General features: G+C 69.7%; 15 protein-coding genes. 11 read left to right on the plus strand and 4 right to left on the minus strand.

From position 1 onward, the window contains the following. Positions 1-59 precede the first annotated feature (59 nt). From PUR53_RS42495 to PUR53_RS42505, 3 genes are read right to left on the minus strand one after another with little or no spacing between them, the layout of a single operon-like run. Positions 60-839: an ABC transporter permease gene (locus PUR53_RS42495; protein ID WP_329912107.1), complete on the minus strand. Its 780-nt coding sequence runs from the start codon at positions 837-839 to the stop codon at positions 60-62. Further along, complete coding sequence (locus PUR53_RS42500) at positions 836-1,759, minus strand: ABC transporter ATP-binding protein (protein WP_329912108.1); 924 nt, start codon at positions 1,757-1,759, stop codon at positions 836-838. Before PUR53_RS42500 ends, PUR53_RS42495 begins: the two co-directional genes overlap by 4 nt. Positions 1,760-1,769: 10 nt before the next feature. Then, entirely contained in the window at positions 1,770-2,603 is an 834-nt protein-coding gene (locus PUR53_RS42505; protein ID WP_329912109.1) for an aminoglycoside N(3)-acetyltransferase, read from the minus strand. A 162-nt stretch (positions 2,604-2,765) separates the two neighbouring features. Between PUR53_RS42505 and PUR53_RS42510 the strand changes: the two genes are divergently transcribed. From PUR53_RS42510 to PUR53_RS42545, 8 genes are all read left to right on the plus strand, one after another. Then, positions 2,766-3,497 (plus strand): helix-turn-helix transcriptional regulator, encoded by a 732-nt coding sequence (locus tag PUR53_RS42510; RefSeq protein WP_329899159.1) that lies wholly within the window; start codon positions 2,766-2,768, stop codon positions 3,495-3,497. Then, on the plus strand, positions 3,494-4,918 hold the full coding sequence (gene sufB / locus PUR53_RS42515; protein WP_045560921.1) for a Fe-S cluster assembly protein SufB: 1,425 nt from the start codon (positions 3,494-3,496) through the stop codon (positions 4,916-4,918). The genes PUR53_RS42510 and sufB overlap by 4 nt, the downstream gene beginning before the upstream one ends. Positions 4,919-5,006: 88 nt before the next feature. Further along, entirely contained in the window at positions 5,007-6,188 is a 1,182-nt protein-coding gene (sufD, locus tag PUR53_RS42520; protein ID WP_329899160.1) for a Fe-S cluster assembly protein SufD, read from the plus strand. After that, positions 6,188-6,508 carry a non-heme iron oxygenase ferredoxin subunit gene (locus tag PUR53_RS42525; protein WP_239753293.1) on the plus strand — a complete coding sequence of 107 codons (321 nt, stop codon included), beginning with the start codon at positions 6,188-6,190 and terminating at the stop codon, positions 6,506-6,508. The genes sufD and PUR53_RS42525 overlap by 1 nt, the downstream gene beginning before the upstream one ends. A 7-nt stretch (positions 6,509-6,515) precedes the next feature. Further along, the gene (gene sufC / locus PUR53_RS42530) at positions 6,516-7,280 is read left to right on the plus strand and encodes a Fe-S cluster assembly ATPase SufC (RefSeq protein WP_329899161.1); all 765 of its coding nucleotides are present in this window, start codon (positions 6,516-6,518) and stop codon (positions 7,278-7,280) included. Beyond that, entirely contained in the window at positions 7,277-8,533 is a 1,257-nt protein-coding gene (locus PUR53_RS42535; protein WP_329899162.1) for a cysteine desulfurase, read from the plus strand. The genes sufC and PUR53_RS42535 overlap by 4 nt, the downstream gene beginning before the upstream one ends. A 16-nt stretch (positions 8,534-8,549) precedes the next feature. Continuing rightward, positions 8,550-9,020, plus strand: coding sequence for a Fe-S cluster assembly sulfur transfer protein SufU (gene sufU, locus PUR53_RS42540; RefSeq protein WP_329912110.1), 471 nt, complete (start codon positions 8,550-8,552; stop codon positions 9,018-9,020). After that, on the plus strand, positions 9,017-9,349 hold the full coding sequence (locus tag PUR53_RS42545; protein WP_020130530.1) for a metal-sulfur cluster assembly factor: 333 nt from the start codon (positions 9,017-9,019) through the stop codon (positions 9,347-9,349). Before sufU ends, PUR53_RS42545 begins: the two co-directional genes overlap by 4 nt. 72 nt (positions 9,350-9,421) lie before the next feature. Here the strand turns inward: PUR53_RS42545 and PUR53_RS42550 are convergent, their stop codons facing one another. Then, a complete protein-coding gene (locus PUR53_RS42550) occupies positions 9,422-10,348 on the minus strand; it encodes an AbfB domain-containing protein (protein ID WP_329899164.1) in 927 nt (308 codons plus the stop codon). Between the two features lie 295 nt (positions 10,349-10,643). Between PUR53_RS42550 and PUR53_RS42555 the strand changes: the two genes are divergently transcribed. The 3 genes from PUR53_RS42555 (at position 10,644) to PUR53_RS42565 (ending at position 12,393) form a co-directional block, all read left to right on the plus strand. Next, a complete protein-coding gene (locus PUR53_RS42555; protein ID WP_329899165.1) occupies positions 10,644-10,964 on the plus strand; it encodes a DMT family transporter in 321 nt (106 codons plus the stop codon). Then, on the plus strand, positions 10,964-11,500 hold the full coding sequence (locus PUR53_RS42560) for a TetR/AcrR family transcriptional regulator (RefSeq protein ID WP_329899166.1): 537 nt from the start codon (positions 10,964-10,966) through the stop codon (positions 11,498-11,500). Before PUR53_RS42555 ends, PUR53_RS42560 begins: the two co-directional genes overlap by 1 nt. A 209-nt stretch (positions 11,501-11,709) precedes the next feature. Beyond that, positions 11,710-12,393 (plus strand): RNA polymerase sigma factor, encoded by a 684-nt coding sequence (locus PUR53_RS42565; protein ID WP_329912173.1) that lies wholly within the window; start codon positions 11,710-11,712, stop codon positions 12,391-12,393. The last annotated feature ends 1 nt before the right edge of the window (position 12,394 follow it).

A 12,394-nucleotide genomic window follows, 5' to 3' on the forward strand; every position in this document is an offset into this window, starting at 1 on the left:
CGTAGGCCGCCGCTTGTGCACGTATTCACGAGGGGTGTGGCCAGGGTCGTGACCTGCGGCTACTCCCAGCGGAAGAAGTGTGCCGCCGCGCCCAGCCCGAGCACCGCCCACCCGGCGAGGATCCCGAGGTCGCCCCACGGCACCCCGGCGCCGTGCTGGAGGACGTCCCGCAGCCCGTCCGACAGGGCCGCGATCGGCAGCAGCCCGAGCACGCTCTGTGCCGCGTCCGGGAACTTCTCCAGCGGGACGACGACACCACCGCCCACCAGCAGCAGCAGGAAGACCAGGTTCGCCGCCGCGAGCGTCGCCTCCGCCTTCAGCGTGCCCGCCATCAACAGACCGAGACCCGAGAAGGCGGTCGTGCCGAGGACCAGCAGGAGCAGCACGGCGAAGGGGTTGCCGTGCGGGTCCCAGCCCATCGCGAAGGCGATCACCGTGAGCAGGACGACCTGGAGGACCTCCGTGACCAGCACGGACAAGGTCTTCGCCGCCATCAGGCCCCAGCGGGGGAGCGGTGAGACCGCCAGCCGCTTCAGCACGCCGTAGCGGCGCTCGAAGCCGGTGGCGATGGCCTGCCCGGTGAACGCCGTCGACATCACGGCGAGCGCCAGGACGCCGGGCGCCAGGAAGTCGACCGCCTCGCCCTCGCCGGTGTCGACGATGTCCACGGAGCCGAACAGCACCAGCAGCAGCGTCGGGATGACGACCGTCAGGAGCAGCTGCTCGCCGTTGCGCAGCAGCATCCTCGTCTCCAGCGCCGCCTGCGCCGCGATCATGCGGGTCAGCGGGGCCGCCCCCGGCATCGGTGTGTAGGAGCCCGTGCCCGTACGCGCGCTCATGACCGCAGCTCCTTGCCCGTGAGCTCCAGGAAGACGTCTTCGAGGGTGTGCCGTTCCACCGAGATCCGGTCCGGCATCACGCCGTGCTGGGCGCACCAGGAGGTGACGGTCGCGAGGAGCTGCGGATCGACCTTGCCGGTCACCCGGTACACACCGGGCATCAGTTCGACGGCGGTGGCGTCCGCCGGGAGCGCCTTCAGCAGGGAGCCGACGTCGAGGGCGGGCCGGCCGGTGAAGCGCAGGGTGTTCTCGGCGCCGCCCCGGCACAGCTCCTCGGGCGAGCCCTGGGCCATGACCCGGCCGCCGTCGATGATCGCGACGTCGTCCGCGAGCTGTTCGGCCTCGTCCATGTAGTGCGTGGTGAGGATGACCGAGACTCCGTCCGCGCGCAGGTCCCGCACCAGCTCCCAGGTGGCCCGGCGGGCCTGCGGGTCGAGGCCGGCGGTCGGCTCGTCGAGGAAGACCAGCTCGGGGCGGCCGACGACGGCCATCGCGAGAGCGAGCCGCTGCTGCTGCCCGCCGGAGAGCCGTCGGTACGTCGTACGGCCGCAGCTGCCGAGGCCCAGGCGCTCGATCAGGGCGTCCACGTCGAGGGGGTGGGCGTGCAGCTTCGCGACGTGCCGGAGCATCTCCTCCGCGCGGGCGCCGGAGTAGACACCGCCGGCCTGGAGCATCACGCCGATCCGGGGGCGCAGCGCGGCGGCCTCGCGGACCGGGTCGAGGCCGAGGACGGACACCGTGCCGGAGTCCGGCTTCCGGTAGCCCTCGCAGGTCTCGATCGTGGTCGTCTTGCCCGCGCCGTTCGGGCCGAGCACGGCGGTCACGCCCGCCCCGGCCACCAGGTCCAGGCCGTCCACCGCGGTCTTGTCGCCGTACCGCTTCACCAGGGACCGGACCTGGACCACGGGGTCACTTCGCATGGGCCCGAGTCTAGGTACGCGGCCGGGTGCCGAGGCGGGCGGGTCCGGAGATCTCCTCCTCACGGGGACGGTGCACGGGGAGCCAGCGCTCGGCGTACGCCACCGCGTCGGCCACCGGGAACAGGCGTACGTCCGCCCCGCCCACCCTGGCCCGGGGGATGCCGTGGTCGCGTTCGAAGTCGTACCCGAGTTCGTCGAACCGGTCCGAGTCGATCGACACCTCGGTCACCACCTCCCAGCCGTCCGGGCCGGGTCGGCCGACCTCCACCAGCGGTGCGGGGATCCGGTACTCGGCCAGGTGGAAGCAGGTGCAGGCGTCGTAGCCCGCGCCGAGCAGCAGGACGCGGGCGCCCGCCGCCTCCAGCCGGGCCAGGGGGCTGCGCTCGCCCAGGCGGCAGTCGGGGGCGTGGTCCGCGAGGATCGCCGACGCGCCCGGGCCGATCGCCGCGAAGGACGTCTGGGGGTGCGCGCTGCGCAGGGCGCCCGGCCAGGTCCGCACCGTCTCGGGGACCACCCCGACCCCGCGGGTGGGGGTGGTCGCCGGGTCGTAGCCGGGCATGGTGGCGCGGATGGTCTGCCACCACTCCTCGGGCACCGGCGGGTTCGCCCAGAGCGCGGGGTCCGAAAGGTCGCCGGACTGGCTGGGCACGACCAGGGTGCCGTCCGGGCCGAGTGCGTCGAGCAACGCGTGCACGACCGTCACGGCGCCTCCGCAGACCCAGCCGAGCGAGCTGAGCGAGGAGTGCACGAGGAGGGTCTCGCCGGGCTCGACACCGGCGGCGCGCAGGTCCGCCGCCAAGCCGGCGCGGGTGACAAGAGGGCCGGTGGGAGGGGTTGTCGACATGGTGTGGCAGTCTTCCCCAGCGCCCTGCGCGGGCGCCACCGGTTTGATCGATCAGTGATCGTTTCCCCAGGTCAGCTTAGGTATGCCTAAGTGATGCACGGCACCGCCCGCCCGGCCGAACGTGGCTTGCCCCGCTCTGAGGAATTACGCAACAATGGCGTTGTGAAAAACGTCGGCGAGGCTCCGCAGGAGGAACTCGCGACCGGTGAGCGGTCCACCCGCAACCGGGTCGCGCGGTCCATCCTGTCCCACGGCCCGTCCACCGTTGCCGACCTCGCCGGGCGTCTGGGGCTGACCCAGGCGGCCGTCCGCCGGCACCTCGACGCACTGGTCTCCGACGACGTCGTGCAACCCCGCGAACAGCGCGTCTACGGCACGCGTACGCGCGGGCGCCCGGCCAAGGTGTTCGCCCTGACGGACTGCGGACGGGACGCCTTCGACCAGTCGTACGACAAGCTCGCCGCCGACGCGCTCCGCTGGATCGCCGACCAGGAGGGCGGGGAGCAGGCGGTCGCCGCCTTTGCCCGCGCCCGGGTCGCCGCCCAGGCCGGGGCCTACCGCGCGGCCGTCGAGGCCGCGGACCCCGAAGAGAAGACCGAAGCCCTGGCCAAGGCCTTGAGCGCCGACGGGTACGCTGCTACGGCACGCAGTGCCCCCCACCCCCACCAGGGTGAGCAGCTCTGCCAGCACCACTGCCCGGTGGCCCATGTGGCCGAGCAGTTCCCGCAGCTCTGCGAGGCCGAGACCGAGCTCTTCGCCGAACTGCTCGGTACGCACGTCCAGCGGCTGGCCACCATCGCCCACGGCGACGGCGTCTGCACGACGTTCATCCCCAGAGTTTCCAAGACAGCCACCAACGCATCTGCAAGCACGGCCGGGAGGAACCCCGCATGACTCTCCCCATCGAGGAGACAGCCCACCCCGAGCTCGAGGGCCTGGGTAAGTACGAATACGGCTGGGCGGACTCCGACGAGGCCGGCGCCTCTGCCAAGCGCGGTATCAACGAGGACGTCGTCCGCGACATCTCCGCGAAGAAGAACGAGCCGGAGTGGATGACCAAGCTCCGTCTCAAGGGTCTGCGCCTGTTCGAGAAGAAGCCCATGCCGAACTGGGGCTCGGACCTGTCGGGCATCGACTTCGACAACATCAAGTACTTCGTGCGCTCCACGGAGAAGCAGGCGGAGTCCTGGGAGGACCTGCCCGAGGACATCAAGAACACGTACGACAAGCTCGGCATCCCCGAGGCGGAGAAGCAGCGCCTCGTCGCCGGTGTCGCCGCCCAGTACGAGTCCGAGGTCGTCTACCACCAGATCCGCGAGGACCTGGAGGAGCAGGGCGTCATCTTCCTGGACACCGACACCGCCCTGAAGGAGCACCCGGAGCTCTTCAAGGAGTACTTCGGCACGGTCATCCCGGTCGGCGACAACAAGTTCGCGTCGCTGAACACCGCCGTGTGGTCCGGCGGCTCCTTCATCTACGTGCCGAAGGGCGTGCACGTGGAGATCCCGCTCCAGGCCTACTTCCGTATCAACACGGAGAACATGGGCCAGTTCGAGCGGACGCTGATCATCGTCGACGAGGACGCCTACGTCCACTACGTCGAGGGTTGTACGGCCCCGATCTACAAGTCGGACTCCCTGCACTCCGCGGTCGTCGAGATCATCGTCAAGAAGGGCGCCCGCTGCCGCTACACGACCATCCAGAACTGGTCGAACAACGTCTACAACCTGGTCACCAAGCGCGCCGTCGCCTACGAGGGCGCGACCATGGAGTGGGTCGACGGCAACATCGGCTCCAAGGTGACGATGAAGTACCCGGCCGTCTACCTGATGGGCGAGCACGCCAAGGGCGAGACCCTCTCCATCGCCTTCGCGGGCGAGGGGCAGCACCAGGACGCCGGCGCCAAGATGGTCCACATGGCCCCCAACACGTCCTCGAACATCGTGTCGAAGTCGGTGGCGCGCGGCGGTGGCCGCACCTCCTACCGCGGCCTGATCGAGATCGGCGAGGGCGCCCCCGGCTCGAAGTCGAACGTCCTGTGTGACGCGCTGCTCGTCGACACCATCTCCCGCTCGGACACCTACCCGTACGTCGACGTCCGCGAGGACGACGTCTCCATGGGCCACGAGGCGACCGTCTCCAAGGTCTCCGAGGACCAGCTCTTCTACCTGATGAGCCGCGGTCTGAGCGAGTTCGAGGCGATGGCGATGATCGTGCGCGGCTTCGTCGAGCCGATCGCCAAGGAGCTGCCGATGGAGTACGCGCTGGAGCTCAACCGGCTGATCGAGCTGCAGATGGAAGGCGCGGTCGGCTAAGCACCGCCCTCCGGTCCAGCAGCAGGCGGCCCGCCTCTCCGGGGCGGGCCGAAGATCGTAAACGTAGGAAGAGAGCAGACCGACAGCCATGGCTGAGGCTCAGAACATTCCGGTGGGGAGCACCACCGCCGGCTCGATCGCGGTGGCCGCCGAGTCGACCGTCGCCACGCGCATGAGCGCGCCCCCGTCCTTCGACGTGGCGGACTTCCCCGTGCCGCACGGCCGCGAGGAGGAGTGGCGGTTCACCCCGCTGGAGCGCCTGCGCGGGCTGCACGACGGCACCGCCGTCGCCTCCGGTGACGGCCTGAAGGTCGACATCCAGGCCCCCGAGGGCGTCACCGTCGAGGCCGTCGGCCGTGACGACGCCCGCCTCGGCAAGGCCGGCACCCCGGTGGACCGCATCGCCGCCCAGGCCTACTCGGCGTTCGAGAAGGCCGGCGTCATCACCGTCCCCAAGGAGACGGTGCTCGCCGAGCCGATCCGGATCGCCGTGCACGGCGAGGGCGGCACCGCCTTCGCCCACCAGGTGATCGAGCTGGGTGCCTTCGCCGAGGCCGTCGTCGTCATCGACCACACCGGTGACGCGGTGCTCGCCGCCAACGTCGACTACGTCCTGGGCGACGGCGCCAAGCTGACCGTCGTCTCCGTCCAGGACTGGGACGACAAGGCCGTCCACGTGGCCCAGCACAACGCCCTGGTCGGCCGGGACGCGTCCTTCAAGTCGGTCGTCGTCACCTTCGGCGGCGACGTCGTCCGCCTCCACCCCCGCGTCTCCTACGCCGGGACCGGCGGCGAGGCCGAGCTGTTCGGGCTCTACTTCACCGACAAGGGGCAGCACCAGGAGCACCGCCTCCTGGTCGACCACAACACCCCGCACTGCAAGTCGAACGTGGTCTACAAGGGCGCGCTCCAGGGCGACGGAGCCCACGCGGTCTGGATCGGCGACGTGCTGATCGAGGCCAAGGCCGAGGGCACCGACACCTACGAGATGAACCGGAACCTGGTCCTCACGGACGGCGCCCGGGTCGACTCCGTGCCCAACCTGGAGATCGAGACCGGCGAGATCGTCGGCGCCGGCCACGCCTCGGCGACCGGCCGCTTCGACGACGAGCAGCTCTTCTACCTGATGGCCCGCGGCATCCCGGCCGAAGAGGCCCGCCGCCTCGTCGTCCGCGGCTTCTTCGCCGAGCTGGTCCAGCAGATCGGTGTGGACGACATCCAGGAACGCCTTCTCGTGAAGATCGACGAGGAGCTGGAGGCGTCGGTCTGATGTCGACCTATGTACGAGCCTGTGGGCTGAGCGAGCTGGAGGAGGACACCCCCAAGCGGGTGGAACTCGACGGCACGCCGGTCTCGGTCGTGCAGACCGAGGGGGAGGTGTTCGCCATCCACGACATCTGCTCCCACGCGAACGTCTCGCTCTCCGAGGGCGAGGTGGAGGACTGTCAGATCGAGTGCTGGCTGCACGGCTCCGCGTTCGACCTCAGAACCGGCAAGCCGTCCGGCCTACCCGCGACGCGCCCCGTCCCCGTATACCCCGTAAAGATCGAAGGGGACGACGTGCTCGTCTCCCTCACCCAGGAGTCCTGAGGCACCCATGGCAACGCTTGAAATCCGAGACCTGCACGTCACCGTCGAGGCCGACAACGCCACGAAGGAGATCCTCAAGGGCGTCGACCTCACCGTGAAGCAGGGCGAGACGCACGCCATCATGGGCCCCAACGGCTCCGGCAAGTCGACCCTCGCCTACTCCCTCGCGGGTCACCCGAAGTACACGATCACCGGCGGCACCGTGCTGCTCGACGGCGAGGACGTCCTGGAGATGTCCGTCGACGAGCGCGCCCGCGCGGGCCTGTTCCTGGCGATGCAGTACCCGGTCGAGGTCCCGGGTGTCTCCGTCTCCAACTTCCTGCGCACCTCCGCCACCGCCATCCGCGGCGAGGCCCCCAAGCTGCGCACCTGGGTGAAGGAGGTCAAGGAGGCCATGCAGCGCCTCAACATGGACCCTGCCTTCGCCGAGCGCAACGTCAACGAGGGCTTCTCCGGCGGTGAGAAGAAGCGCCACGAGATCCTCCAGCTGGAGCTGCTCAAGCCGAAGGTCGCGATCCTCGACGAGACGGACTCCGGTCTGGACGTCGACGCGCTGCGCATCGTGTCGGAGGGCGTCAACCGCGTCCGCGAGACCGGCGAGGTCGGCACCCTGCTGATCACGCACTACACGCGCATCCTGCGCTACATCAAGCCCGACCACGTGCACGTGTTCGCGAACGGCCGTATCGCCGAGTCCGGCGGACCGGAGCTCGCCGACCAGCTCGAGGCCGAGGGCTACGACAAGTACGTGAAGGGTGGCGCATCCGCGTGACACAGCTGCCGGGCCTCCTCGACACCGAGGCGATCCGCAAGGACTTCCCCATCCTGGACCGTCAGGTCCACGACGGTCGGAAGCTCGTGTACCTGGACAACGCGGCGACCTCGCAGAAGCCGCGCCAGGTGCTGGACGCCCTGAGCGAGTACTACGAGCGCTACAACGCCAACGTCCACCGCGGTGTGCATGTGCTCGCCGAGGAGGCCACGGCGCTGTACGAGGGCGCGCGCGACAAGGTCGCGGAGTTCGTCAACGCGCCCTCGCGCGACGAGGTGATCTTCACCAAGAACGCCTCCGAGTCGCTCAACCTCGTGGCGAACATGCTGGGCTGGGCCGACGAGCCCTACCGCGTGGACGCCGAGACCGAGATCGTCATCACGGAGATGGAGCACCACTCCAACATCGTGCCGTGGCAGCTGCTCTCGCAGCGCACGGGCGCGAAGCTGAAGTGGTTCGGGCTGACCGACGACGGCCGCCTCGACCTCTCCAACATCGAGGAGATCATCACCGAGAAGACGAAGATCGTCTCCTTTGTGCTGGTGTCCAACATCCTCGGCACGGTCAACCCCGTCGAGGCGATAGTGCGCCGGGCGCAGGAGGTCGGTGCCCTGGTCTGCATCGACGCCTCGCAGGCCGCACCGCACATGCCGCTGGACGTGCAGGCGCTCCAGGCCGACTTCGTTGCCTTCACCGGCCACAAGATGTGCGGTCCGACGGGCATCGGCGTGCTCTGGGGCCGCCAGGAGCTCCTGGAGGACCTGCCTCCGTTCCTCGGCGGCGGCGAGATGATCGAGACGGTGTCGATGCACTCGTCGACGTACGCCCCCGCCCCGCACAAGTTCGAGGCGGGCACCCCGCCGATCGCGCAGGCGGTCGGCCTCGGGGCGGCGATCGACTACCTGAACTCCATCGGCATGGACAAGATCCTCGCCCATGAGCACGCGATCACCGAGTACGCGGTGAAGCGGCTGACCGAGGTCCCGGACCTCAGGATCATCGGCCCCGCCACGGCCGAGGACCGGGGCGCGGCGATCTCTTTCACCCTCGGCGACATCCACCCGCACGACGTGGGCCAGGTCCTCGACGAGCAGGGCATCGCGGTCCGGGTCGGCCACCACTGCGCCCGCCCCGTCTGCCTGCGGTACGGAATTCCCGCGACCACCCGAGCGTCGTTCTATCTGTACTCCACGCCGGCCGAGATCGATGCCCTGGTCGACGGCCTGGAGCACGTACGGAACTTCTTCGGCTGAGGGGACGAGCGATCGCATGAAGCTGGATTCGATGTACCAGGAAGTCATCCTGGACCACTACAAGCACCCCCACGGGCGGGGCTTGCGGGACGGTGACGCCGAGGTACACCACGTGAACCCGACGTGCGGCGACGAGATCACCCTGCGAGTGAAGTACGAGGGCACGACCATCGCGGACGTGTCGTACGAGGGCCAGGGCTGCTCGATCAGCCAGGCCTCGGCCTCCGTGCTGAACGATCTCCTGGTCGGCAAGGACCTCATGGACGCGCGGAAGATCCAGGAGACCTTCCTGGAGCTGATGCAGTCCAAGGGGAAGATCGAGCCGGACGACGCGATGGAGGAGGTGCTGGAGGACGCGGTCGCGTTCGCCGGTGTCTCCAAGTACCCCGCCCGGGTCAAGTGCGCCCTCCTCAGCTGGATGGCGTGGAAGGACGCGACGGCCCAGGCGCTGGGCGCCGACGCCGACGTCGAAAGGAAGACGGCATGAGCGAGACCCTGGAGATGAAGCCGGCCTCCGAGGAGGAGGTCCGCGAGGCCCTGTACGACGTCGTGGACCCCGAGTTGGGTATCGATGTCGTCAATCTGGGCCTGATCTACGGCATCCACATCGACGACGCGAACATCGCGACGATCGACATGACCCTGACCTCGGCGGCCTGCCCGCTGACGGACGTCATCGAGGACCAGGCCAAGTCCGCCACGGACGGCCTCGTCAACGAACTCCGCATCAACTGGGTCTGGATGCCCCCGTGGGGCCCCGACAAGATCACTGACGACGGCCGTGAGCAGCTTCGGGCGCTCGGGTTCAACGTCTGAGACCAGTGACAAGGGTGTGGCCCCCGGCGAACCGCCGGGGGCCACACCCTTGTCCGCACTGCCGACGTCCGGTCAGGAGAAGCCCTTCACCAGGCTGAACGTGGCGTCCGCGTAGAAGTAGCCGCTGTGTTCGGCGCGTTCGAGGCGGAGCTGGAAGCTGCGGTGGCGCACGAAGTAGCCGGGGTAGTTCACCGACTCCAGCAGGACCGAGCCCGAATAGCCCGAGCGGGGGCAGAAGGTGGCGTCCTGCTGGAAGAGCCTGGAGCCGTCGTTGCCGGACGCGCGGAGCACGAAGTTCTGGTGACGCACGTAGCGACCGTCCGCCATGCGGAAGGAGTAGCAGGAGGAGTTCGCGAGGCCGGAGACGACCTTGAAGGAGGAGTCCTCCTTGGTCTCGCTGCCGCTGCGGGAGCTCACCTGGTCCAGCTGGATCACACCGTTGCGCAGATGCCAGTAGCGGTCCGGGTGGTTGACGGACCGTACGGACTTGCGCGTGGTCGAGGTGGACGGCGGGTTCTTCGGGGGCGCGGGCGCCTTCGGCGGCTCGGAGGTCGGCTTCGCGCCGCCCTGCTGCTTGTCGTCGGAGGAGTCGGATCCCTTGGCGCCGTCGGCGTCCTCGGTCTTGCCCTTGCCGTCGGTCTCCTCGACGGCGCCCTCGGCGCCCTGGGGCTCCGACAGTCCGCTCTTGCCGTCCGGTGCCGAGGTCGCGGGGGGCGACGTGGGCGGGAGCGAGAGGGAGGGGAGTACCCGGTCGTCGGCGGCTGTGGTGCGCCCGTTCGTCTCCGACGAGTCGTCAGGTCCGCTGCCCTGAAGGGTGATCGCGGTGACACAGGACGACACGACGGCGAGAGCGAGGGCGCCGGCCAGCCAGAGGCGGCGCGTGCCCGGTATTCGGGTGTCGTTCGGGGCGACGCCCGTCTCCCACACCTTCGCGGATCTGAGCACCGGAAGGTTGGGCGTGGTCTGGTCCGGATCAGATCCGGGCTTGTGTGGCGGCATGCGCGGTTCCTTCGGCGTCGCCAAAGGCGGACGCGAATCGTCATGCGGATCAGGGAGGGTGGTACGTGTCACCCGTGTGCGCAAACCCTGGCGGTCGTCACACAATCGGGAGATTGACCGTTGAAACAGTAGTGGACCAAGGGACGTGCGGGGAGCCCTTTCGGAGAGCGCTTCCATAACGGAACGGCCCCGAATGCAGGGCCTCTTGACCCTCTGCGATGGTCAATTCCGCCCATAAGCGTGCCTGTGCCACGCGATGTGTACAGGCGTACGCATCATGTGTACGATCGTACACATGGGATATCTGTTGCTCGCCGCGGCCATAGCCGCCGAAGTGGCCGCCACCACCGCCATGAAGTACAGCGAGGGCTTCAGCAAGCTGTGGCCGTCACTGGTCACCGGGGTGGGGTACGTCATCTCCTTCGTCCTGCTCGCCCAGGCACTGAAGTCGATGTCGATCGGCACGGCCTACGCGATCTGGTCCGGCGTCGGCACCGCGACGGTCGCCGCCCTCGGACTGGTGCTGTTCGGGGAGGGGTTGAGCTTCGCCAAGATCGCCGGGATCGTGCTGATCATCGCGGGGGTCGTGGTGCTGAACCTGGGAGGCGCCCACTGATGGCCCGGCGCTACGACCCCGAGCGGCGGCAGCGGATCATCGACGCGGCGATCCGGGTGGTGGGGGAGAGGGGCATCGCCGGGCTGAGCCACCGCACCGTGGCCGCCGAGGCGGACGTCCCGCTCGGCTCGACGACGTACCACTTCAAGACCCTCGACGACCTGATGGTCGCCGCGCTGCGGCAGGCCAACGAGCGCTACGCGAAGTCCGTCGCCGCCCGCGAGGCCCTGCGGGACCCCGCCACCGACCTCGCCGCCGAACTGGCCGCGCTGGGCGGCGAATGGTTCGCCGGGGACCGTACGGGCCTGGAGGTGGAGTACGAGCTCTACCTCGCCGCCCTGCGCCGCCCCGCGCTCCGGCCCGTCGCCGAAGAGTGGGGCCGGGACTTCGCCGACTTCCTCACCGAGCGCACCGACCCGGTGACCGCGCGGGCCCTGGTCGCCCTCATCGACGGCATCTGCCTCCAGGTCCTGCTGACCGGCGCGCCCTACGACGAGCGGTACGCGCGCGAGGCCCTGGCCCGCGTCATCCCCTGACCGGCTCGCAGGACGACTTCGCGCGAACCGTGAACCTTTCTCGGGCCATCGGGAAACAGGGGGTGACAGGAACACGGCGGACGCGGCGGACACGTGGACGCACGGACGTGGCGGACACGCCGGCATGTCGGACACGCCGGCATGTCGGATGCGCTGGCATGTCGGATGCGGCGGAGGAGAGCGGTTGTGACGAGCGGGGGGAGAACCCGGTGAGCGGACCACCACCACGGGCGGGCGGGGCGGGCGTGGGCGGGGTTGACGCGAGCCGGGCCGATGCGAGCCGGGCCGATGGGAGCGAGGCGGACGACGCCGAGGTCGTCGCCCGGTCGCTGGAACAGCCGGAGGCGTTCGCGCGGCTCTACGACCGCTACGCGCCGGACATCCACCGGTACGTGGCCCGGCGCCTCGGTGACTCCCTCGCCGACGACATCACCGCCGACACCTTCCTGACGGCGTTCCGTATCCGGGCCCGCTACGACGGGGCCCACCCCAACGCCCGCCCCTGGCTGTACGGCATCGCGGGCAACCTCATCGGCAAGCACCGCCGTACGGAGGTCCGGGCGCTCAAGGCGCTGGCCCGTACCGGACATGATCCGGTCGCCGCGTCCTGGAGCGAGACCTGGGTCGAGCGGACCGACAGCCGGGTGGCGGCGCAGGGGCCGCTCGCCGGGGCGTTGGCGGCGCTGTCGGCCGGGGACCGGCACGTCCTGCTGCTGGTCGCCTGGGCCGACCTCGGCTACCAGGAGGTCGCCGAGGCCCTCGACATTCCCGTGGGGACGGTCCGCTCGCGGCTCAACCGCGCGCGGCGCAAGGTGCGTACGGCGCTGGGGGCCGATCCGGCCTTCGTGGGGGACGGTCCGGCGTTCGCCGGGGACACGGCGGAGGTGGTCTGAC

It is taken from the genome of Streptomyces sp. SP18BB07 (assembly GCF_036322545.1).
GTDB lineage: Bacteria > Actinomycetota > Actinomycetes > Streptomycetales > Streptomycetaceae > Streptomyces > Streptomyces deccanensis.

What these genes read in the sequence shown, in the direction of transcription:
- PUR53_RS42495 (WP_329912107.1), bottom strand. Translation starts at nt 839, where the DNA reads ATGAGCGCGCGTACGGGCACGGGCTCCTACACACCGATGCCGGGGGCG.
- PUR53_RS42500 (WP_329912108.1), bottom strand. Translation starts at nt 1,759, where the DNA reads ATGCGAAGTGACCCCGTGGTCCAGGTCCGGTCCCTGGTGAAGCGGTAC.
- PUR53_RS42505 (WP_329912109.1), bottom strand. Translation starts at nt 2,603, where the DNA reads ATGTCGACAACCCCTCCCACCGGCCCTCTTGTCACCCGCGCCGGCTTG.
- sufB (WP_045560921.1), top strand. Translation starts at nt 3,494, where the DNA reads ATGACTCTCCCCATCGAGGAGACAGCCCACCCCGAGCTCGAGGGCCTG.
- sufD (WP_329899160.1), top strand. Translation starts at nt 5,007, where the DNA reads ATGGCTGAGGCTCAGAACATTCCGGTGGGGAGCACCACCGCCGGCTCG.
- PUR53_RS42525 (WP_239753293.1), top strand. Translation starts at nt 6,188, where the DNA reads ATGTCGACCTATGTACGAGCCTGTGGGCTGAGCGAGCTGGAGGAGGAC.
- sufC (WP_329899161.1), top strand. Translation starts at nt 6,516, where the DNA reads ATGGCAACGCTTGAAATCCGAGACCTGCACGTCACCGTCGAGGCCGAC.
- sufU (WP_329912110.1), top strand. Translation starts at nt 8,550, where the DNA reads ATGAAGCTGGATTCGATGTACCAGGAAGTCATCCTGGACCACTACAAG.
- PUR53_RS42545 (WP_020130530.1), top strand. Translation starts at nt 9,017, where the DNA reads ATGAGCGAGACCCTGGAGATGAAGCCGGCCTCCGAGGAGGAGGTCCGC.
- PUR53_RS42550 (WP_329899164.1), bottom strand. Translation starts at nt 10,348, where the DNA reads ATGCCGCCACACAAGCCCGGATCTGATCCGGACCAGACCACGCCCAAC.
- PUR53_RS42555 (WP_329899165.1), top strand. Translation starts at nt 10,644, where the DNA reads ATGGGATATCTGTTGCTCGCCGCGGCCATAGCCGCCGAAGTGGCCGCC.
- PUR53_RS42560 (WP_329899166.1), top strand. Translation starts at nt 10,964, where the DNA reads ATGGCCCGGCGCTACGACCCCGAGCGGCGGCAGCGGATCATCGACGCG.